Source organism: Streptomyces sp. NPDC037271, assembly GCF_055603605.1.
Window position 1 is genome coordinate 21,956 of the sequence record NZ_JBVJVN010000015.1, and the last position, 21,973, is coordinate 43,928.

Sequence of the window (21,973 nt, forward strand, 5' to 3'; positions counted from 1 at the left end):
TTTCTTGACGTCAATTCACCTGATCATGCGGTGATACGATCACCGCGTTTGCGGAGCGGGCGGATGGGTGAAAGACGGCATTCCCGACTTCAGGGACAGTCTGGGCAGCCACCTCGGTGCGGGCAGTCCACCGGGCCGCCCGCGTAGACGGGAACTCAGCAAACCGGCCTTCAGTCGCCTGAAGAGAGTCTTATGACGGAATACATAGGGAACCCATTGCTCTGGGTCGCCCTCGTCGCCCTCGTCGCCGCCGCCGCGCTCATCAGCCGCCAGCGCAGGGCGGCGCGAGCTTTGCGGCAGGAGGTTCAAGGGCTCAGGGCACATTACACAGAGCTGGAGAACGATTACGGCAAGTCCGTGCAGGCGGCACAGGAGCGGGCCGAGGACGAGACGAAGACCGTCCTGAAATCGGCCATGCGGACCCTTCAGGGCCTCGCCGCCGAACAGCAGCTGGTCCTCTCCCGGCTGCAGACCAAGTACGGCGACTCGGCGCTCCTCCAGGACCTGCTGGAGATCGACCACACCAACTCGCAGTTCGGCCGGCGTGCCCAGTCCATCGCGGTCCTGTGCGACGGCTGGCTGGGCGGCCGGCGGGACACCGCCTCGGTCTACGACGTGGTGCGCAGCGCGCAGGGGCGCGTCCGGCACTTCCGCCGGGTGGAGATCCTCTCGCAGGTCGACTTCGGCATCACCAGCCGGGCCGTCGAACCCGTCGCCCTGGCCCTCGCCGAACTGCTCGACAACGCCACCAGCTACTCCAGCCCGGACACCGTCGTCGAGATCAACATCCGGACCGTGCCCAAGGGCATCTGCGTCGTCGTCGACGACGCCGGTGTCGGCATGAGTGACGAGGAGCGCGCCCGCGCCGACAAGCTGCTCGCCACCGAGCGTGCCTCGGGTGTCGCGGGGCTCGGCAATCCGCCGCAGTTCGGCTTCGCGGTCATCGGCCTGCTGTGCGAGCGCTTCGGCTTCGAGGTGTCGGTGGACTCCTCTTCCCCCTACGGAGGTGTACGCGCGGTGGTCCTGTTGCCGCACGAACTGCTCACCGCCATGCCGGAGAAGAAGGCACCCGCCCCGGCCGCCCGGGTCACGGCCCGGCCCGGCCAGGACGGCGGACCGGAAGCAGCGCTCACCTCGTCCCGGACCGATGACGGTCTGCCCCGGCGCCGCCGCAAGCGCCCGATGGCCATCGTGCCCGGCAGCGCGCCCACCCCGCGCTCCGCCGGCCGCTCCGACTCCGAGCAGGCGCAGATCATGGCCGCCTTCCAACGGGGCACGCAGACCGGCCGCGTCACCCGGCCCGAGGAGACGGGCCGGACGAGCAGAACACCCGGTGCAAGCAGCGAAGGACATGAGGACTCGTGAACGACGACCTGTCATGGATGCTCGACAGCGCCCTGGAGATTCCCGGGGCCCTGCACGCGGTCCTGATATCCGCCGACGGACTGCTGATGGCCCGGACGCAGGACTTCGACAAGGACGACGCCGACCGGGTCGCCGCCGCGATGAGCGGCGTGCAGTCACTCAGCCGCACCCTCGCCTTCTTCTGTGAGGACCCGAACCACGCGTGGCGGCAGACCCTGGTCGAGTTCGACGGCGGCTGGGTCTTCCTGATCTCCGCCGGCGAGGGCGCCTACCTCGGCGTCTCCGCCTCCCCGGAGGTCGACATGGCGGACATCACCTTCCGGATGCAGCAACTCGTCGCCCAGCTCGGCAAGCGGCTGACGACACCGCCGCGCGAGAACCTCGGCACCCGCTCATGACCGGCCACGACGACGGCTGGGAGCCCGAGGCCCCCGAATTAGTGCGGCCGTACGTCATCACCAAGGGCCGCGGCCTGCCCGACGAGGAGCACCTCTCCCTCATCACCCTGGTCACCGCCTCCGCCGAGGACGCGCGGCGGCCGGCCCGGCTGTCCCCCGAGGAGCAGAGCCTGCTGGACCTCTGCTCCGCCGGCTACCTCTCGGTCGCCGAGATCGCCGGCCACTCCCACTTCCCGCTGGGGGTGGTGCGGATCCTGCTGGCGTCCCTCATGGAGGGCGGCCACCTCATGACCCGCCCGCCCGTGGCCCGCGCACGCCTGGCCGACAAGGAAATCCTGGAGGAGGTGCTCAATGGTCTCCGCGCCAAGTTTGGGTGAGCAGGACTACGTACGCGGTGGAGCCACCCAGACCGCGGTCAAGATCCTCGTCGTCGGCCACTTCGCGGTGGGCAAGACCACCCTCATCGGCTCCATCTCCGAGATCGAGCCGCTGTCCACCGAGGAGACGATGACGCAGGCCGCGGAGTCGGTCGACGACCTCAAGGGGGTCCAGGGCAAGACCACCACCACGGTCGCCATGGACTTCGGCCGCCTCACCATCAGCGACCGCGTCGTGCTCTACCTGTTCGGCACGCCCGGTCAGCAGCGCTTCGTCCAGATGTGGGAGGACATGGCCCGCGGCGCGCTCGGCGCCCTGGTGCTGGTCGACCCCGAGCGGCTGGCCGACTCGTTCCCCGTGATCGACCTCATCGAGCACTACGGACTCGACTACGCCATCGCCGTCAACCACTTCGACGGCGCCCCGCTGCGCGACGAGCGGGCGCTGCGCGAGGCGCTGGACCTGCTCGACGACACCCCCGTCGTCACCTGCGACGCCCGCGACGAGAAGTCCTCGGCCGCCGCACTGACCACCCTCGTCCGCTACTTGCTGGACCGCACCCGCTAGGAGCTGGGAGCAGACATGAACGCCCACGACACCGCCCCGGTGCCGCCGCCCGGGTGCCCGGCACACGGCTCCGGTGCCCGCGTGCCGCTGCACGGCCCGGAGTTCGCCGCCCACCCGCAGGCGTACTACGAGTACCTGCGCCACTACGGCGCCGCAGCGCCCGTCGAACTGGCCCCCGGGGTCGAGGCGACGCTGGTCACGGACTACGCGGCGGCGCTCCAGCTGCTGCAGGACTCCGGTTCCTTCCGCAAGGACGCGCGTCGCTGGCGGGCCTTCAACGAGGGCAAGGTGGGCCCGGACAGCCCCGTCGCACCGCTGCTGGCCTACCGGCCCAACTGCATGTTCGCCGACGGCGCCGACCACCTGCGCCTGCGTCAGGCGGTCACCGACAGCATGGCGCGGGTGGACACCCGCCGGCTGAGCCGCAGCACCGAGCAGATCTCCGGCTACCTCATCTCCCAGTTCGGCGGCCGAGGCTCGGCCGACCTGCTCGGCGACTACGCCAGGCAGCTGCCGTTGTTCGTGTTCAACGAACTCTTCGGCTGCCCCGCCGACATCGGCGACCGGGTGCTGTTCGGCATCTCCGGCATGTTCGACGGAGTCAACGCCGACAAGGCCACCGCCGTGCTGTTCCAGGCGGTGGAGGAACTGGTCGCGCTCAAGCGGAGCAAGCCGGGTGAGGACGTCACCTCCTGGCTGATGCGGCACGAGGCGCGGCTGACCGACGAGGAGATGGTCCACCAGCTCGCGCTGCTGCTGGGCGCGGGCGCCGAGCCGCTGCGCAACCTCATCGGCAACACCCTGCACCGGCTTCTCACCCATGACCGGTACGCCCGTGAGGGCGGCCTGATCGACGAGGCCCTCGACGACACGCTGTGGGAGAACCCTCCCATGTCGAACTACGCACCGCACTACCCGGCCGCCGACACGGAACTCGCCGGACAGCACCTGCAGGCGGGCGACCTGGTCCTGGTCAGCTTCGCCGCGGCCAACACCGGCCCGGCGCTCAAGGCCTCGCGCCAGGCCGGCAGCAACCGCGCGCACCTGGCCTGGAGCGCGGGCCCGCACGCCTGCCCGTCCAAGGAGCCGGCCCGGCACATCACGGTCACCGCCATCGAGCACCTGTTCAACGAGCTGCCCGACGTCGAACTCGCCGTCCCCGAGGATAGCCTGACGTGGCGTCCGGGCCCGTTCAACCGGGCCCTGGCCACCCTCCCGGCCCGCTTCACCCCGGTGCGGTCCGGACGGGGTACCGGCCCGGAGCCGGACCCCGCGACGGCCGCGCGGGAGAAGGCGGCGAACACGGCCCACCCGGCCGAACGCAGCGGCATGTGGAGCCAGTTCCTCAACTGGCTCACCAGGTGACATGCGCAACACCTGTCCAACCCGCCCCTTCCGCATGAAGATCCAACGGCACGGGTAGTGAGCAACGCGGCATTCAAGTTGCTTACGAGTAAAAGGAGGTGTCGTGGACCACATATCCACGGACGCCGCTTTCCCGCCGCCGATCCCCCCGATACCCGCCTCCCCAGGCGGGTATCGCTTTGTGCGGCTCCGGCGGGGGCCGGGCCGGTGACCGCCGACACGACGGGCACGGTCCTGCGGGGCACCCCGACGCTCGGCGCCCTCACCAGCGGTCAGCTGCGAAGACTCGGCGCGGTCGCCGGCCTGTCCGAGTCCGACGTCGAGACCTACGCCCAGGTCCTGACCGGCTCTCTGGGGCCGGTGGCCGAGCGACCGCTGAACCTGCCGCCGCCCACCCGCACCTTCCTGTCCGACGACCACACCCCCGTGGAGTTCTCCCTCTCCTTCCGGCCGGACGCGGCTCCCGCCCTGCGGTTGCTCCTGGAACCGGGCTGCGGCGCAGACAGCCTGGCCCGCAACGGCAGCGTCGGAGTCGAGACGATCCGGGCGATGGCACGGCGCTGGAACTTCACCACCGACCCGCTCGACGACCTCCAGGACCTCTTCCTGCCACCCGCCCCGCACGGTCCCCTGGCCCTGTGGTGCGCCCTGGAACTGGGACCCGGCGGTGTACCCAAGGTCAAGGTCTATCTGAACCCGGCAGCGAACGGCGCGGAACGTTCCGCCGCGACGGTGCGCGAGGCGCTGCACCGGCTGGGCCATCACAGGGCCTTCGCCACCCTGCCTCAGGGCAGCGGATACCCGTTCCTCGCCCTGGACCTGGGTGACTGGGAGGAACCCCGGGTGAAGGTCTACGTGCGCCACGACAACCTCACGGCCGGCCAGGCCGGGCGGTTGTCCCGCATGGACCCGGGCCCCGGCCCCGCGGGCATCGAGGGCTTCTTCCGCACGGCCGCGGGCCTCGGGCCCGACGCCACGGGGCTCGGCAGGCGGCCCGGCCTGTCCTGCCACTCCTTCACCGACACCGCCACCGCCCGGCCGAGCGGCTTCACCCTCCACATCCCGGTCAGGGACTACGTCCGGCACGACGGGGAGGCCCTGGAACGGGCGGCGAGGCTGCTGCGCCACCACGGCATGGACGCCTCGGCGCTCGTGCGCGCGCTGGCCGCCGTCACCGACCGGCGGCCCGAGGACGGCGTGGGGCTGATCGCCTACCTGGCGCTGGCCCACCAACAGGGCCGCCCGCCGCGGGTGACGGCCTACCTCTCCTCGGAGGCGTACGCGGTCAGGCCGCCGGTCGCGGAGGCTGTCCGCCGTCCGGTGGCGGTGCGCTGAGCGGACCGTGCGGACACCACAGGGCTCCCGGCGGACGTACCGGGAGCCCTGGTCACGGACGTGGTGGCCGGGCACCGCCGACGGCGCCCGGGGCGGCTACACGGGCAGCGACTCCCGGAACTCCGTCAGATACGGGCCCACGTCGACCTGGATCGACGCGCCCTGCGTCCGGCCGTAGCGCTGGACGATGGCGGCGAGGTAGGTGCCGATCTCCTCGCGCATCTCGTCCGCCGCGGGCAGCTCGGCATCGCCGTCGATGATCCGCGCCACCCACTGTGCCTGGGCCTCCACCAACCGGGTGATCGCGCCCACCGGCCGGACCAGTCCGACGAAGTACAGGCCCGGCCGGTCGGCCGGGACGACCCGTCGGTACAGCTCGACCGAGCCGTCCGCCGCCACCGGGCAGCCGGCGGGCAGGAAGGGGAAGGTCATGTGGAAGCCGGTGCAGTACACGACCGCGTCCGCCGCCACCCGGGTGCCGTCGGTGAAGACGACCCGGTCGCCGTCGAAGGAGCCGATCGCGGGCTTCGGGGTCACGGCGCCGTGCCGGATCCGGCTGAGGATCTCGTCCGAGAGGGTCGTGGCGGAGGAGAAGAGCGGATGGTCGGGCTCGGGCAGTCCGTAGTCCGCCAGCCTGCCGCGCGCGACGTGCAGGGCCTCCTCGGCCCACTGGCGCCGCTCGGCGAAGGACATCTCGTTCCACCACGGCGCTTCGGCGATCTCGTCGAGCGACTGCCCGTACAGCTGCTTGGGCACGATGTGCAGCCCCCGGCGCACCGACAGCACGGTCTCGGCGGCATGCCGGGAGAGGTCCGCGGCGATGTCCACCGCCGAGGCGCCGAGGCCCACGACGACGACACGCCGTCCGGCGAAGTCGCGGCCGTCGCGGTAGTCGAGGGAGTGCAGGATCCTTCCGGTGAACGCGTCGGAACCCGCAGGAAGAGGATCGGGCAGCGCGGGGTCGGTGTGGTGTCCCGACGCGACGATCACCTGCTCGAACCGCCGCGACGCCACCGCGCCGTCCGCGTCCCGGCTGACGACCGTCCACATGCCGTCCGGGTCCCGGCCCACGGACACCACCTCGGTCCGCAGCTCGACGTGGTCGCGTATGCCCGCCCAGTCCGCGAAGGAACGCAGATAGGCGGCGACCTGGCTGTGCCGGGGGTAGAGCGGGTACGAGGACGGCATCGGGAAGCCGGCGTAACCGGTCAGCTGCTTGGCGGTGTTGAGATGCAGCGACAGGTACCCGGGGCCACGCTCTCCGGCCTCCGGCTGACGCCAGATCCCGCCGACGTCGGGAGCCTTCTCCAGGCAGACGAACCCGATGCCACGCTCCTTGAGGGCGTGGGCCACCGCCAGCCCCGACAGACCTGCACCGATCACACACACACGCACGGGATTTACCCCCAGGACGTACTCAATCTCCCCCGATCATGCATTCACTGCCCATCCACACCTCCGTGCACACCAGTACGGGACGTGAACGGACGTGTCGGTGCTCACGTTTCGTCCCTCCGCAGGCCGACGGTCACTCCCCGCGCAGATCCCTGACCCGGCGGAGCTTGCCGAGCGAGCGCTCCAGGGTCTCCGGGTCGGTGATCTCCACCTCCACGGTGACGCCCACGCCGTCCTTGACGCCCCGTCCGATCGCCTCGGCGGCGGCCTCGCGCTGCTCGGGACCCGCGTCGGGGCGGGCCTCCACCCGTACGGTCATGTGGTCCATGCGGCCGCGCTCGGTGAGCCGGATCTGGAAGTGCGGGGTGACGCCGGGCGTGCGCAGCACGATCTCCTCGATCTGTGTCGGGAAGACGTTCACCCCGCGCAGGATGATCATGTCGTCGCAGCGGCCGGTGACCTTCCGCATCCGGCGGAAGGCGGGCCGTGCGGTGCCCGGCAGCAGCCGGGACAGATCGCGCGTACGGTACCGGATCACCGGGAGCGCCTCCTTGGTGAGCGAGGTGAAGACCACCTCCCCCTCCTCGCCCTCGGCCAGCGGGGCGTCCGTGAGCGGGTCGACCACCTCCGGGTAGAAGTGGTCCTCCCACACGTGCAGCCCGTCCTTGGTCTCGACGCACTCCTGTGCCACGCCGGGGCCGATCACCTCGGACAGCCCGTATATGTCGACGGCGTGGATGTCCATCCGCTCCTCGATCTCGCGGCGCATCTCCTCGGTCCACGGCTCGGCACCGAAGATGCCGACCTCGAGGGACGTGGTGCGCGGATCGACGCCCTGCCGCTCGAACTCGTCGAGCAGGGTGAGCATGTAGGAGGGGGTGACCATGATGATCTCGGGCCGGAAGTCCTGGATGATCTGCACCTGCCGCGCCGTCATGCCGCCGGAGGCCGGGATCACCGTGCACCCGGCGCGCTCGGCGCCGTAGTGGGCACCGAGGCCGCCGGTGAACAGGCCGTAGCCGTAGGAGATGTGCACCTTGTGCCCGGGACGGCCGCCGGCGGCCCGGATCGAACGGGCGACGACGTCCGCCCACATGGACAGGTCGTTGTCCGTGTAACCGACGACGGTGGCACGGCCGGTGGTACCGCTGGAGGCGTGCACGCGCCGCACGTCGGCCATCGGGACGGCGAACATGCCGAAGGGGTAGGTGTCCCGCAGGTCGGCCTTGGTGGTGAAGGGGAACCGGGCCAGGTCCGTGAGGCTGCGGCAGTCGTCGGGCGTCACCCCGGCGGCGTCGAACTTCTTCCGGTACAGCTCCACGTTCTCGTAGGCGTGCCGGAGGGTGGTGCGCAGCCGGTCGAGCTGCAGCTCCCGGAGCCGCTCCCGGGACAGCCGCTCGGCGTCGTCCAGCAGGTCGTGGGGGAGGGGCTCTCCCCGGCGGGGAGCCGGGGCCGCCCCGGTCGTCGGCTCGCTGCTCATCGCGACTCCTTCGTCGTCGTGCCCGGCGTCTCGCGCGCCGTAGTGTCCCGCATGCTGCGGCTGCGTCCGCGGAACTCCGCGATCACCTCTCCGGCGCGCCGCACGGTCACGTCGTAGACGCCGCTGCGGCCGAACCGGGCGCGCTCCTCGGCACGCGCCACGAGCACGTCGCCCTCACGGGCCGGCGCGACGAACACGATGTCGGCGCCCGCCGCCACGGTCACCGGGCCGTGGCTGTTGCACGCGCAGGCGAAGGCGGTGTCGGCGAGGAGGAACAGGTAGCCGCCGTGGGCGATCCTGTGTCCGTTCACCATCGCCGGGGTCACGGTCATGCGGAGTACGGCGCTTCCCTCCCCGTGTTCGACCAGCTCGATGCCCAGCCGCCGGGACGCCTCGTCCGCGCGGAACATCACCTCCGTGGGCGACGGCTCAGCGGCCCGCGACACCTGTCCCACCACGTGGTTCCACCACCTTGTCTCCCGACCGACCATTCGGTTCGCACACGGCAGGGCCCAGTAATCCAGCGGTGTGGCCGCCCTGTCAAGAGTGTGGCCGGCGTGAGTCCCGGGTCTTGCCCGGCACCGGGAAACGCGTCACACTGATACCGAACGAATGGTCGGTTGGGAAGCTGGTGACGATGACCACGACACACGCCGCCGAGGTACCGCCCCCGGACGGGTTGCAGGAGCAGTTCGACGCGACGATCGCGCACGACCAGCGCGTCGAACCGCGCGACTGGATGCCGGACGGCTACCGGAAGACGCTGATCCGGCAGATCGCCCAGCACGCGCACTCGGAGATCATCGGCATGCAGCCGGAGGGCGAGTGGATCACCCGGGCGCCGTCGCTGCGCCGCAAGGCGATCCTGTTCGCCAAGGTCCAGGACGAGGCCGGGCACGGGCTGTATCTGTACTCGGCGGCCGAGACGCTCGGCGCGGACCGCGACGACCTCACCGAGCGGCTCATCGAGGGACGCCAGAAGTACTCGTCGATCTTCAACTACCCGACGCTGAGCTTCGCCGACGTCGGCGTGATCGGCTGGTTCGTGGACGGCGCGGCGATCTGCAACCAGGTGCCGCTCTGCCGCAGCTCGTACGGGCCGTACGCGCGCGCGATGGTGCGCATCTGCAAGGAGGAGTCCTTCCACCAGCGGCAGGGCTACGAGCTGCTGATGACGATGATGCGCGGCACCGACGCGCAGCGCGAGATGGTCCAGGACGCGGTGGACCGCTGGTGGTGGCCGTCCCTGATGATGTTCGGCCCGCCCGACGACGCCTCGCCCAACTCGGCGCGGTCGATGGCCTGGAAGATCAAGCGGCACAGCAACGACGAACTGCGCCGCCGCTTCGTCGACATGACCGTCCCGCAGGCGGAGAAGCTCGGCGTCACCCTGCCCGACCCGGAGCTGCGCTGGAACGAGGAGACCGGCCACCACGACTTCGGCACCCCGGACTGGGACGAGCTGATGCGCGTCATCAAGGGCGACGGCCCGTGCAACGAGCAGCGGATCCGGCGGCGGCGGACCGCCCACGAGGAGGGCGCCTGGGTGCGCGAGGCGGCCACCGCCCACGCGGCCAGACAGGCGGCCCGCGCGGAGAAGGGAGCGGCGGCATGACCTCCGGGAAGCAGGGCTGGCCGCTGTACGAGGTCTTCGTACGCGGCAAGCGCGGCCTCAACCACGTCCACGTCGGCTCGCTGCACGCCGCCGACGACACGATGGCCCTCACCCACGCCCGCGACCTCTACACGCGGCGCAACGAGGGCGTGAGCATCTGGGTCGTGCGCTCCGAGCACATAGCCGCCTCCACCCGCGACGAGAAGGACCCCTTCTTCGCCCCCAGCGCCGACAAGGTCTACCGCCACCCGACCTTCTACGACATCCCCGACGACGTCCCCCACATCTAGGAGCAGGGCATGAGTGACGACCACGTCTACCTGAGCCTGGCCGAGGGGCACGAGGACGACACCCGCTGGGCGTACGGCACCGGCTTCGAGGACCCGCTGCACGGCGTCGACACCGCCGTGCCCGAGGGCGTCGACGCCGGTGAACTGGCCGCGGACTGCGTGGCCCTCGCCGACGACGCCCTGGTCAGCGCGCAGCGGCTCGCCGAATGGGTCACCCGCGCGCCCGAGCTGGAGGAGGAGGTGGCGCTGGCCAACATCGGCCTGGACCTCCTCGGCCAGGCCCGCCTGCTCTACTCGCGCGCCGGCCAGGCCGACGGCACCGGCCGCGACGAGGACGCCTACGCCTACTTCCGGGACGCCGGCGACTTCCGCAACGTGACCCTGGCCGAACTGCCCGGCGGCGATTTCGCCTTCGCGATCGTGCGGCTGCTGGTGCTCTCCAGCTGGCGCCTGGCCCACTTCCAGCGGCTGGTGACCCACCCCGACCCGGTCCTGTCCGCGGTCGCCGCGAAGGGCGTCAAGGAGCTGACGTACCACCGGCAGTACGCCGCCGAGTGGGCCGTGCGGCTGGGCGACGGCACGGACGAGTCGCACCGCAGGACGCGGGCGGCGCTGGACCAGGTCGCTCCGTACCTCGGCGAACTGCACACGGCGTACGACGCACGGGACGAGGTCGCCGACGACCTGCGCCAGGTCACCGAGGCGGCCGGACTGACCCTGCCGGTGTACCGGCCCCTGCCCGGCTCCGGCCGTACCGGCGAGCACACCCCGCATCTGGCGCCGCTCCTCGCGGAGTTGCAGGGCGTCGCCCGCGCCCACCCGGAGGCGACATGGTGACCGGTGGCCTCGCACCTCTGGACGCCCGCCGCGCGCGGCACGTCGCCGAGCAGGTGCCCGACCCCGAGCTGCCCATGCTGACCCTCGCCGACCTCGGTGTGCTGCGCGGCGTCGAGGTGACCGGGGACGGCACCGTGGTCGCGAGCCTCACTCCCACGTACTCCGGGTGCCCGGCCATGGCCGAGATGCGGGCGGACGTCGCCGCCCGGCTGCGGGAAGCGGGGTTCGCGCGCGTGGAGATCCGTACGGTCCTGGATCCGCCCTGGACCAGCGACTGGATCACCGGGGCCGGCCGCCGCAAGCTCGCCGAGCACGGCATCGCCCCGCCCGGCGCCGCCCCCCGCGGCCCGGTCGCCCTCGTCCTGTCGCCCACCCGGCCCGCGGTGTCCTGTCCCCGGTGCGGCTCGGCGGACACCGAGGAGACCTCCCGCTTCGCCGCCACGTCCTGCAAGGCGCTGTGGCGCTGCCGGTCCTGCCGCGAGCCGTTCGAGTACGTCAAGGAGATCTGATGGCCCCGACCGCCCCCGCCTCGGCGACCGCGTCCGGCTCGGCGACCGCGTCCGGTTCGGCGTCGCCGGCGCGCGCCCGCCGCCGTCCCGCCTTCCACCGCCTGCGCGTCGCCGCCGTCCAGCGGCTGTGCGCGGACGCGGCGGCCGTGAGCTTCGAGATCCCGGACGAACTGGCCGAGGAGTTCGCCTTCGCGCCCGGCCAGTCGCTCACCCTGCGGCGTGAGGTGGACGGCCGGGACGAGCGCCGTTCGTACTCGATCTGCGCGCCGGCCGGCTCGACGCCGCGCATCGGGGTGCGGGTGGTGCCGGGCGGCCTGTTCTCGGCGTGGCTGGTGAGCGAGGTGCGTCCGGGCGACACCGTCGAGGTGATGGCTCCCACCGGCCGCTTCACGCCCGACCTGACCACCCCGGGCCACCATGTGCTGATCGCGGCCGGCTCGGGCATCACACCCATGGTGTCCATCGCCGAGTCGGTGCTGGCCGCCGACGACCGTTCGGCCGTCACCCTCTTCTACGGCAACCGCCGCACCGACACGGTGATGTTCGCCGATGAACTGGCCGACCTGAAGGACCTCCATCCGAGCCGCTTCCACCTGGCTCACGTGCTCTCCCGGGAACCCCGCGAGGCGGAGGTGCTCTCCGGCCGCCTGGACGCCGGACGGCTGGCGGCGCTCGTCGACTCCCTGGTGGACGTGGAGAGCGCGGACCACTGGTGGCTGTGCGGCCCGCAGGGCATGGTCGCCGACGCCCAGCGGGTCCTGACCGGCCTCGGCGTCCCGGCGGACCGGGTCCACCGGGAGCTGTTCCACGCCGACGACGAGCCCGTGCGGGAGGTCCGTCACGAGGAGGCCGGCCCGCGGGGGCCCGTCAGCGAGGTCACCGTCGTCCTGGACGGCCGCGCCACGACCTCCGCCCTCTCCCGGGAGCGGCCGGTCCTCGACGGCGCCCAGCAGACCCGGCCCGACCTGCCGTTCGCCTGCAAGGGCGGCGTATGCGGCACCTGCCGGGCCCTGGTCACCGACGGCAGCGTCGACATGCGCCGCAACTACGCGCTGGAAAAGGCCGAGGTCGACGCCGGCTACGTCCTGACCTGCCAGTCGTACCCGGTCTCCGAGAAGCTGACCGTGGACTACGACAGCTGAGCGGACGTCACCCTCTTGTGCCTCGGGTTCAGGCGGGGTCGGCACGGCCATCGCCGCGTCCTGCGGTGCCGTCGACACGGGGGACACGTAAGGGCACGGGGAACGGCGGCGTTCGTTCCTACGAGCCCGGTCTCCGCCCCGCGCCGTACGCCTCCGGGAGGGGCCGCGTCCGGGCGGACTCGGCCGCCCGTCACGGCCGCCGTGCGGGAGCGGGCCCGGAACCCGGTCGAGGGTGTGAGGACCGCGCCGTAAGAGGCTCTGGTCAGCCGTCCTCCGACAGCACCGCCCGGATCACGTGCCGGGCGTTGCCGGCCATCGCGGCATTGGTCTCCCGGTAGTACGGCAACGCGATCAGTGCCTGCGACAGGGTCCGCCCCCGGCCGCGTCTCCACGTCGCCTCGTCCACACCGAGCGCCTCGCGGAAGACCGTCCTCGCACCGGCCGGCAGCAGATTCCACGCCGGGAAGAGATCGCAGGCCGGGTCGCCCATTCCCATGCACCCGAAGTCGATCACCGAGGACAGTCTGCCGCCGTCCACCAGCAGATTGCCCGGCATCAGGTCGGCGTGCAGCCAGACCGGTGGTCCGTCCCACGCCGGTGCCCGCAGCGCGTCGTCCCACACGGCGGTCAGGGCGTCGTAGTCGAAGCCTTCCTCGGGGCGAGCGCGCAGTTCCCCGATCGCGGCCCGCGTCGGCTCGTCGAGCGTGGCGAGCGGGCCGCCGCGATGGGCCCACGGGGCGCCCGGCAGGGTGACGCGCCGCATCGCCGCCACGAACCCGGCCAGGTCCCCGGCCAGCAGCGCGGGTTCGTCCAGTGCCCCGGCCTCGGGGATCTCCCCCGGCAGCCACCGGTACACCGACCACGGCCACGGATACCCCTCGGCCGGTTCGCCGTCCCCGAGCACCTCGGGGACGGCGGTGGGCAGAAGGGGCGCCAGGCGGGGCAACCACTTCCGCTCCGCCAGCACGTCCCCGGCACCGCCCTCGACCAACGGCAGCCGTACGACCATGTCGTCGCCCAGCCGGTACATCGCGTTGACCGTGCCACCGGACGGGAAGCGCTCGACGGGCAGCCCCGTCCACTGCGGGAACCGTCCCTCGACCAGCCGCCGTACGAGACGGACGTCGAGAGGGTACCGGCCCGGATGCGTCTGCTGCCCTGAACTCATGGACCCCATCCGAGCCTTCGACGCCGACGGCCGTCAAACGCTTTCCCGTCCGCGAGTTCCCGTCCGTGAGTTCCCGTCCGCGAGCGGACGGGATCAGACGCCGAACTCCGAGGGCGGCACGCCGAGCGCGGTGCAGGCCTCGCGGATCGCGTACTGCTCGGAGGGCTCGAAGACGCCGTCGGCCCCGGCGATGACCATGCCGGTCTGGATGACCGCGCGGGCCTCCGCGGGCTTCTTGGCGGCCTTGGCGATCACCTGCAGGGCCTCGCTCTTGCCCAGCTCGAAGTTGCCGACGAGCCGGTCCACATGCTGGTTGAACCGCTGGCGGAGCTGGTCCGCCGGGAAGTTCTGCAGGACCTCGTTGGAGACGATCAGCTCCTCCACGCGCTGCCGCTCCGCCGGCTCCACCTGCCCGTCGGCCGCGGCGACCAGGGCGCACATGGCCATGCTGGCGTCCCGGTAGGCGCCGCTCTTGAGCTCGGTCTTGACCGATGCGAGCTGGGTCTTGAACATCCCGATCAGCTGGGCCTTGGAGCCGCCGGAGGACGAGCCCGGCCGGCCGGAACCCTGAGGGCCCTGGTAGCCCTGATGCCCCTGCGGTCCCTGCCCGGGTCCGCTCGCTCCCCGAGTGCCCTGGGACTGCTGGAAGGTCTTGGCCTGGTCCTTGATCTTGTCCCACATCGCCACTCGTGCCACCTCGGCTTCTGTTGCTGCTGCGTATCCGTCTTGGTCCTCGGCCGCGATTTCTCGCGGCTATCAGGATGAACGCACCCGGGGGCCACGTGGTTCCCGAAAGGCAAAGACCAGGCAAAGTGTCTCACGGCGGCGTAGCGGGCGGTGCGGCCAGGAGCTGACGGCCGGTCTGCTGGACGAGCGAGCGTGACCTGTGGCCCGGCTGAACGCGTCGTCGGCCGCTGCCGGGTCCTGCGCGCTGCTTCCCCACTCCGCTTCCCGCTCCCCCCGCGCCGGGGACGCTGAACCGTGCCCCGCCCGTCAGGGGCCGAAGCTGCGACGGGAGGCCTCGATGTGGCCCAGGTACCGGTGGGTCCAGTCGCACATGTGGTGTGTCGTCTCCCGCAGTCCCTGACCCGGTTCCGTGAGGGTGTACTCGACGCGCGGCGGCACGGTGGGATGCACGCACCGCTCCACCAGCCCGTTGCGCTCCAGCATGCGCAGATTCTGCGTGAGCATCTTGTGGCTGATGCCCTCGATCTCGTTGCGCAACTCGCTGAAGCGCAGGGTGCGGTCACCCAGCGCCTCGATGATCAGAAGTGCCCATTTGTTGGCGATGTCCGAGAAGATCTCCCGCGCCAGGGAGTCCGCGCGTGTCAGGTCCGCGTCGTCGGGCGAGCCGGTGAACTGCTTGGTCACCATCGGGTTCCCCAGTCACTGAAAAGTGCGTTCTTCCATGTCAGCGGTCACTCTCCTACGGTTCCCGAGTAACCACAAGAGACCGCAAGGGCAAGGAGACAGAAGTCATGGCCATCACCCTGGTGAACCCCGCCGGACTGCCGGAGATCGACGTCTACCGGCAGGTGTCGATCGCCTCCGGATCGAAGCTGGTCTTCGTCGCGGGGCAGGTCGCCTGGGACGCCGACGGGACCACGGTCGGCGAAGGCGATCTCGCGGCACAGGCCGAGCAGTGCTACGTCAACGTCGGCATCGCCCTGGCCGAGGCCGGCGCCTCCTTCGACGACGTGGCGAAGATGAACGTCCACGTCGTCGACTGGACCCCCGACAAGATGCCCCAACTGCTGGAGGGCATCGCCCGGGGGAAGGCGAAGCTCGGGGTCACCGCGGCACCGCCGGCCACCCTGCTCGGCGTCGCGGCGCTGGACGTGCCCGAGCATCTGATCGAGGTCGAGGTCACCGCGGTCATCGACTGAACAGCCGTTCCGCGGCCCGACCGCCCTCTCCTCCCGCCGGCTCGGCACTGGGCCGGCAGGGGAGAGGGCGGCCGACCCGACAGAAGCGAGCGGCCGAAGGCGTGCTCCGTCTGCTCGGGTCGTCCCCGGTCCGCCGTCCGCGACTTCGAGCACGGCGCGACCGTCCGTCGCACCGCCCCCGGTCCTGACAGCGGTCCTGACCGCGGTCTCCTGACGGACCGGGCCGACCGGTTCCCGTGAGCCGCTGGGAGACCCGCCCGCCCGGCTCTGCTCGCCCGGGCCCCGGACGTGGCTTGTTTGCGTGTCCGCGCTCGGGACAGGCGACTGCTGGGCGCCGCCGGCCGGTGGCGCCGACCGCGCAGGCGATGGTATGGAGGCCAGTAATGGTGGAGAGGAAGGGAACGGGCGACGGACCGCTCGACCGTCCGGCGATGCCCCAGGAGGAGGCGGAGCTCTCTCCGCCCTACCGGTTCCAGCGCCAGCAGCGCCCCGGCCTGGAAGAGCGGATGGAAGTGCGCCCGCGCTACCTCGCCGCCAACTACCGGGGCTCCGGGAAGCTCGCCGGAAAGGTCGCGCTGATCACCGGGGGCGACTCCGGGATCGGCCGTTCGGTCGCCGTGCTCTACGCCCGCGAAGGGGCCGACGTCGCCATCGTTTACCTGCCCGAGGAGCAGAGCGACGCCGACGAGACCAGGGAAGCGGTCGAGAAGGAGGGCCGCACCTGCCTGCTGCTGCCGGGCGACCTGTGCGAGCCGGCCTTCTGCGCGGACGCCGTCGAACGCACCGTCGCGGAGCTGGGCGGCCTGAACGTCCTGGTCAGCAACGCCGCCTTCCTCAACAGCCAGAACAGCCTCTCCGACCTGACCGCCGAGGACTTCGACCGGGTCTTCAAGACGAACGTCTACGCCTACTTCCACCTGGTGATGGCGGCCCTGCCGCACCTCTCCCACGGCGACGCCGTCATCGCCACCGCGTCCGAGGAGGCGCTCAAGGGCAGCGAGATGATGATGGACTACGCCGCCTCGAAGGCAGCTCTGGTCGTCTTCACCAAGTCCATCGCCCCCCACCTCGCCGAGCGCGGCATCCGCGCCAACATCGTCTCCCCGGGGCCGACCTGGACGGTGCTCAACCTGGCGGGGCAGCGGTTCCCCGACGACTATCTGACCAACCTGGGCAGCTCTTCCCCGATGGGGCGGGTCGCCCAGCCGGAGGAGGTGGCTCCCGCGTACGTGTACCTGGCCTCCGACGCGGACTCCAGTTTCACCGTCGGCGAGGTCATCGCCGTCACCGGCGGTCTGACGGACACCCGCTGACACGGTGGCAGGCACGCGTGGGCCGCGGGGTTCTTCCCCCAACGGGCCCGGCGGCCCGCCCCCACCGGCGCCGTGACATCTCTGCCACGGCCGGTCCGGTCCCTTGCGGAAGAAGTACGCCGAGACGTCCGGCGGGCGGACGACCGCCGGTCCCTACCGCGGCCCCGTGCGGGTCCGGCCCCCGTCCCGAGCGCCGGCACGATGGCGGCACCCCGCGTCGTGCTGTGCGCCCAGAGACGTCCACCACCGCTCGCAGCACCCGGCGCGGAGGGGGACGCGGGCGGCAGCGGGGCGGGTGCACTCCGGGCCGTGCCCCGCGCCGTCGGAGCGCTGCCAGAACGCGCAGCACACGGGGAGATCGGTACTGAGCGGCCGCCGGCGGCGCGGGCGTGCCAGCCGCTCGGCGCGCTGCGCCCGCGCGACCAGCAGCCGGTGCCCGGCCCGGGCGCGGGCCGCGCACCACGCGAACACGGCGGCGGCGTACAGGCCGGGGAGGGCGAGCCAGGGGTGGTGGGTGGCCGCGTATCCGGCGGCGGCAAGGAGGAGGGCGGCGGCGGCACGGCACGCGCGGGCGGTCCGCAGGCTCGGCGTCACAGGGAACTCCCGTTGGTCGGCGACGGAGAGGGCCTCGGGACCTCCGTATGCCCGCGGTTCGCCGCCCTACGTGCCCGGATCGTCACCGGCATCGGCAAGAGGACGGACCGTGGACAGCGCGGCCGGCGGAAAACCCGTTGCGGTCACCCCACGGCGCACACGACCCTGCCCCCATGTCCCCTGCCGCCCTGCGGTCGGCCACCCTCGCCGACGCCCCCGCCATCACCGACCTCCTCAACGAGATCGACCGGATCGAGATCGGCCGGCCCGAGACCGACCAGCACACCGTCGAAGCCGACCTGAAGAACCCCCGGACGGACCTGGCGCGAGACTCGTGGCTGGCCTTCGACGACGGCCGGCTGGTGGCGTACGGGCTGCTGTGGGACGAGTCGGGAGGAGAGCGCATCGACATCGACCACTACGTGCTCCCCGACCACCAGCGGACCGGACTGCGCATGCTGGCGGCCATGGAGGCCCGCGCCCTGGCCGTGGCACGGGCCAACGGAGCCGCGCGGGCCGTCGTCCACCTGCACCTCGCCGCCCGGCCCACGACCGACACCGAACTCCTCGAGGCGCGGGGCTGGAGCGTCGTACGGCGTCATCAGGTACTGCGCCGAGCGGTGGACCCGGCGAGCGACCTCCCGCCCGACGTCCCGGCGGGAGTGCGGATACGGGCCTGCGCCACGGAGGCCGACCGGCTCCGGGTGTACGAGCTGTACCAGCAGGCGTTCGCGGACCACTTCGACTTCCAGCCGCGCGACTACCGGCTCTGGCTGAACGACATTCACGCCGAGGGGCTGGACTGGTCCCTGGTCTGGATCGCCGGCACCGAAGACCTGGGCGACGCCGGGTTCCTGCTGGCCCGGGACGACCGCGAGGCCATGGGCTGGATCCGCAGCATCGGTGTCCTGCGCGAGGCCCGAGGCCGCGGCCTGGGCGCGTTCCTGCTCCGGCACGCCTTCGCCCACTTCGCCGCTCGGGGCCGGGACACGGTGGGCCTCGGTGTCGACACCGAGAACGCGACGGGCGCCCCGCGGCTGTACGGCCGCCACGGCATGACGGTCCACTACGCCGTCGACACCTGGGAGGCCGTGATCGCCTGACGGCCGCCGAACGCGTCCGTCCGCCGTCACCGACGAGTAACACCCGGCCCAGGCCCTGCCCGGCGGGCCCTGCCACCGTCCCGGGACGCTCTGTCACCGCCCCCGGTGGCGGACCTCAGCGCCGTGCCAGGGCCAGCACGCTCAGTCCGAACATCAGGACACCCAGGGGGAGATGGACCGACGACATGTGGGCGATGCCCACCACGACCTGGACCGAGGCGAGGACGAGGAAGCCGCACGCGTTCCAGATGGGCCGGGGCGAGCCGCCGCCCGGCTTCCACGCCAGCACCGCCGCGAGCACGTACAGCATCGACGCCCCGTACATCACGCGGGCTCCGGCACTGTGCAGCGTCTCTCCGTAGGACGAGGACATCAGCAGTCCGGCGGAGACCGCCTGAAGGAAGATGGTCAGGGTCTGCAGGGCGATCGCGATCCGCAGGAACGAGTAGCGGCGATGTGTCGTTGCCGAGGCTGCCATGTCACGGTCCCCTTCTTTTCCGCCCGGGGGCGGTAGATCGGTAAGGTCTCACCAGCCCGACGACGCGGGCCTGCGAAAGGTAAGGCGAGGAGGCGGTCGGGAGTATGGGGACGGCCGGCGCGCGCACCGATGGGACAGCCGGTGAGCGACGCCAACTGATCAATGTCGCCTACCGGTTGCTCGGTTCACTGGCCGAGTCCGAGGACGCCGTGCAGGAGGCCTACGCGCGGTGGTACGCGCTGCCACAAGGCCGGCGGGACGAGATCGTGTCCCCAGGCGCCTGGCTGACGACGGTGACCGGCCGCGTCTGCCTGGACGTGCTCGGCTCGGCGCGGGCCCGGCGGGAACGCTACGTCGGCGCGTGGTTGCCCGACCCGCTGCCCGACCGCGCCGAGTGGGGGCACGGCCATGGCACCGACCCAGCCGACCAGATGGTCCTGGACGAATCGGTGTCCATGGCCTTCCTCGTCGTCCTGGAGTCGATGACCCCCGCCGAGCGGGTGGCCTTCGTCCTGCACGACGTCTTCCGCTACCCCTTCGCCGAGATCGCCGACGTCCTCGGCCGGACCCCCGCGGCCTGCAAGCAGCTAGCGGCCTCCGCCCGGCGGCGGGCGCGCGGCGCCCGCGCTCCGGCGACCGCGGCCGGGCAGGCCGACGCGGTACGGCAGGTCAAAGCGGCGTGGGAGACCAAGGACATCGCGGCCCTCGTCGACCTCCTCGACCCGGCCGCTGTGATGACCGCCGACGGCGGCGGCATGGCCGGTACCGCCCTACGCCCGATCGAGGGCGGCGCGCGCATCGCCCAGTACATGGCCGCCATCGCCGACAAGGCTCCCGGGCTCGAACTCCTGCAGCGGTCGGTCAACGGTGTGCCGGGCCTGGTGGCCCGGCGTGCCGGCGCCGTCGTGACGGTGGCCTCGTTCGAGGTCGCCGACGGCCGCGTCACCCGGATCTGGGTCGTCCGCAATCCGGAGAAGCTGCGGCCGTGGGTGCGGGACGGCCGGGGCCCGTCCGGGGAGTCGTGATGTCACCACCGCCGTCCGGCCCGCGCGGACGGCCCTGACCGAACGGGCCTTCACCCGGCGCTTCCGTTCGCGGACGGGCGACAGCGCCGCCGGCGAGTCACCGGGAGCCGCGGTCAGGACTCCCCGTGCCCCTGCTCCGGTACCGCCTGGCTCCGGCTCTCCGGCTGCTCCTGAGCGTGGTGCCCCAGGGCCGCGCTGCGGCTCGTCGCCAGGTGGTGCAGGACGAGGGCCTGTACGCGCTCGACGTCGCGCTCCGCGATGGCCCGGTAGAGGGCCTCGTGTTCCAGCGCCACGCCCAGCAGGTCGTCGTGCTGGCCCATGAGCCATCGCAGCCGGCTGCGCAGGACGTGCTCGAGTTCGTTGAGCAACTCGTTGGCCGCCAGGGAGATGACCGTCTGGTGGAAGTCGGCCGCCGCCCGGCGGGCCCGCACCGCGTCGCCCGCGCGGGCCGCCGCCAGTTCGGCGTCCACCGTCGCGCGGAGCCTCTCCAGCCCGGCGCGTGTGTGCCGCTGGGCGGCGAGCCGGAAGCCGAGGGTCTCCAGGCCCGAACGGACCTCGTCGAGATCGGCGATGTCGCTGGTGGTGAACTCCCGCACCACCGCCCACGTCCGCGGTCGCGGAGTCACCAGCCCCTCGGACACCAGGGTCTTGAGGGCCTCCCGGACGGGCAGCCGGCTCACGCCGAGTGCTTCGGCCAGTTCCCGCTCGACCAGGCGGCTGCCCGGCCGCCGCGCACCGTCGATGATCTCGTCGCGCAACTGCCGCGTGACCCGCTCGGACTCGGGCATGAAGCCCTGTGACGCAGCCATCGCCGTCCTTCGTCTGTGGTCCCGTTCCGAGTCGCAGACCGCGCCGGTGCGGAGCGTCGGTCGGGCGACCCGTCAGAATACCCCGCGGCCGGCGTGCCCCGTGGCGGGCCGCCGACCGGGGACGAGGGACGGCACCGGATGTGTCACGGGACGCGCCCCCCGGCCGCCCTCGGGGGCCAGTTGAGGATCCGCTTGGGGCGCGGACGCGCGTAGGTGCGCACCTTGGACGTGGACAGGCCGAGGCGGACCAGCGACTCGGCGACCGTCACGGCGGCGGCGACCCCGTCGACCACGGGGACCCCGGTACGCTCCACCACGCGTTCGGCGAGACCGGCCATGCCTCCGCAGCCCAGGCAGATCACCTCGGCCCGGTCGTCCTCGACGGCGCGCGCGGCCTGTTCGGTGATGGCGTCCACAGCGGTCTGTTCGTCCTGTTCCAGGTCGAGTACGGCAAGCCCGCTGGCGCGTACGGAGGCGCACCTGGCGCTCAGTCCGGCCACCTCCAGCCGCTCCTCGATCAGGGGGACTGTGCGGTCGAGGGTGGTGACGACGGAGTAGCGGCGGCCCAGGAACTGCGCGGTGCTCGCCGCGGCCTCGGTGATGTCGACGACGGGAACGTCGAGCAGTTCCTGGAGCCCTTCCCGGCCGTGTTCGCCGTATCCCGCCTGGATCACCGCGTCGAAGGGCTCCGGGTGGGCGCGGACGGTCTCCATGACGGCGACCGCGGCGAGGTAGCTCTCGTAGTTGCCCTCGACGGACTCCGCGCCGAAGGAGGGCGTGAGCGGAACGATCTCGGTGCCCGGGGAAGCCGCGCCGGCCGCCTGTTCGCCGATCGCGTCGGTGATGGACTGCGTGGTGTTGACGTTGACCACGAGGATGCGCATGGGTGGGCCTTCTGCTCGGGTGGGCCTGCTGCTCGGG

At 72.0% G+C, this 21,973-nt stretch carries 25 protein-coding genes; 15 read left to right on the forward strand and 10 right to left on the reverse strand.

What is annotated here, in order from left to right; all coding sequences use genetic code 11:
- The first annotated feature begins 192 nt into the window (after positions 1–192).
- The 6 genes from ACZ7G3_RS23865 to ACZ7G3_RS23890 all read left to right on the forward strand — a co-directional run bounded on the left by ACZ7G3_RS23865 (position 193) and on the right by ACZ7G3_RS23890 (position 5,408).
- On the forward strand, positions 193–1,365 hold the full coding sequence (locus ACZ7G3_RS23865) for an ATP-binding protein (protein WP_426599008.1): 1,173 nt from the start codon (positions 193–195) through the stop codon (positions 1,363–1,365).
- On the forward strand, positions 1,362–1,763 hold the full coding sequence (locus tag ACZ7G3_RS23870) for a roadblock/LC7 domain-containing protein (RefSeq protein WP_426520120.1): 402 nt from the start codon (positions 1,362–1,364) through the stop codon (positions 1,761–1,763). Before ACZ7G3_RS23865 ends, ACZ7G3_RS23870 begins: the two co-directional genes overlap by 4 nt.
- Positions 1,760–2,140 (forward strand): DUF742 domain-containing protein, encoded by a 381-nt coding sequence (locus tag ACZ7G3_RS23875; RefSeq protein ID WP_470928168.1) that lies wholly within the window; start codon positions 1,760–1,762, stop codon positions 2,138–2,140. The genes ACZ7G3_RS23870 and ACZ7G3_RS23875 overlap by 4 nt, the downstream gene beginning before the upstream one ends.
- Positions 2,115–2,708 carry a GTP-binding protein gene (locus ACZ7G3_RS23880; RefSeq protein ID WP_426599010.1) on the forward strand — a complete coding sequence of 198 codons (594 nt, stop codon included), beginning with the start codon at positions 2,115–2,117 and terminating at the stop codon, positions 2,706–2,708. The genes ACZ7G3_RS23875 and ACZ7G3_RS23880 overlap by 26 nt, the downstream gene beginning before the upstream one ends.
- Before the next feature lie 15 nt (positions 2,709–2,723).
- Positions 2,724–4,073 carry a cytochrome P450 gene (locus ACZ7G3_RS23885; RefSeq protein WP_470928169.1) on the forward strand — a complete coding sequence of 450 codons (1,350 nt, stop codon included), beginning with the start codon at positions 2,724–2,726 and terminating at the stop codon, positions 4,071–4,073.
- 207 nt (positions 4,074–4,280) lie between these two features.
- Positions 4,281–5,408, forward strand: a complete 1,128-nt coding sequence (locus ACZ7G3_RS23890; protein WP_470928170.1) for a tryptophan dimethylallyltransferase family protein — start codon at positions 4,281–4,283, stop codon at positions 5,406–5,408.
- A 96-nt stretch (positions 5,409–5,504) separates the two neighbouring features.
- On the opposite strand, the gene ACZ7G3_RS23895 is transcribed toward ACZ7G3_RS23890, so the two are convergent.
- The 3 genes from ACZ7G3_RS23895 to paaI all read right to left on the reverse strand — a co-directional run bounded on the left by ACZ7G3_RS23895 (position 5,505) and on the right by paaI (position 8,693).
- A complete protein-coding gene (locus ACZ7G3_RS23895; RefSeq protein WP_470928171.1) occupies positions 5,505–6,803 on the reverse strand; it encodes a flavin-containing monooxygenase in 1,299 nt (432 codons plus the stop codon).
- A 133-nt stretch (positions 6,804–6,936) separates the two neighbouring features.
- Positions 6,937–8,283: a phenylacetate--CoA ligase PaaK gene (gene paaK, locus ACZ7G3_RS23900; protein ID WP_470928172.1), complete on the reverse strand. Its 1,347-nt coding sequence runs from the start codon at positions 8,281–8,283 to the stop codon at positions 6,937–6,939.
- A complete protein-coding gene (paaI, locus tag ACZ7G3_RS23905) occupies positions 8,280–8,693 on the reverse strand; it encodes a hydroxyphenylacetyl-CoA thioesterase PaaI (protein WP_426599155.1) in 414 nt (137 codons plus the stop codon). The genes paaK and paaI overlap by 4 nt, the downstream gene beginning before the upstream one ends.
- A 227-nt stretch (positions 8,694–8,920) precedes the next feature.
- Here paaI and paaA point away from each other — a divergent pair, with 227 nt between their 5' ends.
- The 5 genes from paaA to paaE are packed head-to-tail and all read left to right on the forward strand — an operon-like array spanning position 8,921 to position 12,676.
- Complete coding sequence (paaA, locus tag ACZ7G3_RS23910; RefSeq protein WP_470928173.1) at positions 8,921–9,898, forward strand: 1,2-phenylacetyl-CoA epoxidase subunit PaaA; 978 nt, start codon at positions 8,921–8,923, stop codon at positions 9,896–9,898.
- On the forward strand, positions 9,895–10,188 hold the full coding sequence (gene paaB, locus ACZ7G3_RS23915; RefSeq protein WP_426520136.1) for a 1,2-phenylacetyl-CoA epoxidase subunit PaaB: 294 nt from the start codon (positions 9,895–9,897) through the stop codon (positions 10,186–10,188). The genes paaA and paaB overlap by 4 nt, the downstream gene beginning before the upstream one ends.
- Positions 10,189–10,197: 9 nt before the next feature.
- Positions 10,198–11,025, forward strand: coding sequence for a 1,2-phenylacetyl-CoA epoxidase subunit PaaC (paaC, locus tag ACZ7G3_RS23920; RefSeq protein ID WP_426599016.1), 828 nt, complete (start codon positions 10,198–10,200; stop codon positions 11,023–11,025).
- Positions 11,019–11,534 carry a 1,2-phenylacetyl-CoA epoxidase subunit PaaD gene (gene paaD / locus ACZ7G3_RS23925; RefSeq protein ID WP_470928174.1) on the forward strand — a complete coding sequence of 172 codons (516 nt, stop codon included), beginning with the start codon at positions 11,019–11,021 and terminating at the stop codon, positions 11,532–11,534. The genes paaC and paaD overlap by 7 nt, the downstream gene beginning before the upstream one ends.
- Positions 11,534–12,676: a 1,2-phenylacetyl-CoA epoxidase subunit PaaE gene (paaE, locus tag ACZ7G3_RS23930; protein WP_470928175.1), complete on the forward strand. Its 1,143-nt coding sequence runs from the start codon at positions 11,534–11,536 to the stop codon at positions 12,674–12,676. Before paaD ends, paaE begins: the two co-directional genes overlap by 1 nt.
- A 262-nt stretch (positions 12,677–12,938) precedes the next feature.
- On the opposite strand, the gene ACZ7G3_RS23935 is transcribed toward paaE, so the two are convergent.
- The 3 genes from ACZ7G3_RS23935 to ACZ7G3_RS23945 form a co-directional block, all read right to left on the reverse strand.
- Positions 12,939–13,844 carry an aminoglycoside phosphotransferase family protein gene (locus ACZ7G3_RS23935; RefSeq protein ID WP_470928176.1) on the reverse strand — a complete coding sequence of 302 codons (906 nt, stop codon included), beginning with the start codon at positions 13,842–13,844 and terminating at the stop codon, positions 12,939–12,941.
- Positions 13,845–13,937: 93 nt separating this feature from the next.
- The gene (locus tag ACZ7G3_RS23940; protein ID WP_426599156.1) at positions 13,938–14,531 is read right to left on the reverse strand and encodes a tellurite resistance TerB family protein; all 594 of its coding nucleotides are present in this window, start codon (positions 14,529–14,531) and stop codon (positions 13,938–13,940) included.
- Positions 14,532–14,837: 306 nt separating this feature from the next.
- A complete protein-coding gene (locus ACZ7G3_RS23945) occupies positions 14,838–15,218 on the reverse strand; it encodes a winged helix-turn-helix transcriptional regulator (protein ID WP_426599020.1) in 381 nt (126 codons plus the stop codon).
- A 104-nt stretch (positions 15,219–15,322) separates the two neighbouring features.
- Between ACZ7G3_RS23945 and ACZ7G3_RS23950 the strand changes: the two genes are divergently transcribed.
- Both ACZ7G3_RS23950 and ACZ7G3_RS23955 read left to right on the forward strand, forming a co-directional pair.
- Positions 15,323–15,730: a RidA family protein gene (locus ACZ7G3_RS23950; RefSeq protein ID WP_470928177.1), complete on the forward strand. Its 408-nt coding sequence runs from the start codon at positions 15,323–15,325 to the stop codon at positions 15,728–15,730.
- 431 nt (positions 15,731–16,161) lie between these two features.
- The gene (locus ACZ7G3_RS23955; protein WP_470928260.1) at positions 16,162–17,043 is read left to right on the forward strand and encodes an SDR family oxidoreductase; all 882 of its coding nucleotides are present in this window, start codon (positions 16,162–16,164) and stop codon (positions 17,041–17,043) included.
- Between the two features lie 153 nt (positions 17,044–17,196).
- Here ACZ7G3_RS23955 and ACZ7G3_RS23960 read toward each other — a convergent pair whose 3' ends face one another.
- The gene (locus tag ACZ7G3_RS23960; RefSeq protein ID WP_470928178.1) at positions 17,197–17,637 is read right to left on the reverse strand and encodes a hypothetical protein; all 441 of its coding nucleotides are present in this window, start codon (positions 17,635–17,637) and stop codon (positions 17,197–17,199) included.
- A gap of 173 nt (positions 17,638–17,810) precedes the next feature.
- Between ACZ7G3_RS23960 and ACZ7G3_RS23965 the strand changes: the two genes are divergently transcribed.
- Positions 17,811–18,740, forward strand: a complete 930-nt coding sequence (locus tag ACZ7G3_RS23965; RefSeq protein ID WP_470928179.1) for a GNAT family N-acetyltransferase — start codon at positions 17,811–17,813, stop codon at positions 18,738–18,740.
- A 115-nt stretch (positions 18,741–18,855) separates the two neighbouring features.
- On the opposite strand, the gene ACZ7G3_RS23970 is transcribed toward ACZ7G3_RS23965, so the two are convergent.
- A complete protein-coding gene (locus ACZ7G3_RS23970; RefSeq protein ID WP_426520150.1) occupies positions 18,856–19,218 on the reverse strand; it encodes a hypothetical protein in 363 nt (120 codons plus the stop codon).
- 104 nt (positions 19,219–19,322) lie between these two features.
- Here ACZ7G3_RS23970 and sigJ point away from each other — a divergent pair, with 104 nt between their 5' ends.
- Complete coding sequence (gene sigJ / locus ACZ7G3_RS23975) at positions 19,323–20,243, forward strand: RNA polymerase sigma factor SigJ (protein WP_470928180.1); 921 nt, start codon at positions 19,323–19,325, stop codon at positions 20,241–20,243.
- Between the two features lie 113 nt (positions 20,244–20,356).
- Here sigJ and ACZ7G3_RS23980 read toward each other — a convergent pair whose 3' ends face one another.
- Positions 20,357–21,052, reverse strand: coding sequence for a GntR family transcriptional regulator (locus ACZ7G3_RS23980; protein ID WP_470928181.1), 696 nt, complete (start codon positions 21,050–21,052; stop codon positions 20,357–20,359).
- Positions 21,053–21,195: 143 nt separating this feature from the next.
- Positions 21,196–21,936, reverse strand: a complete 741-nt coding sequence (locus tag ACZ7G3_RS23985) for an aspartate/glutamate racemase family protein (protein ID WP_470928182.1) — start codon at positions 21,934–21,936, stop codon at positions 21,196–21,198.
- Positions 21,937–21,973 lie beyond the last annotated feature (37 nt).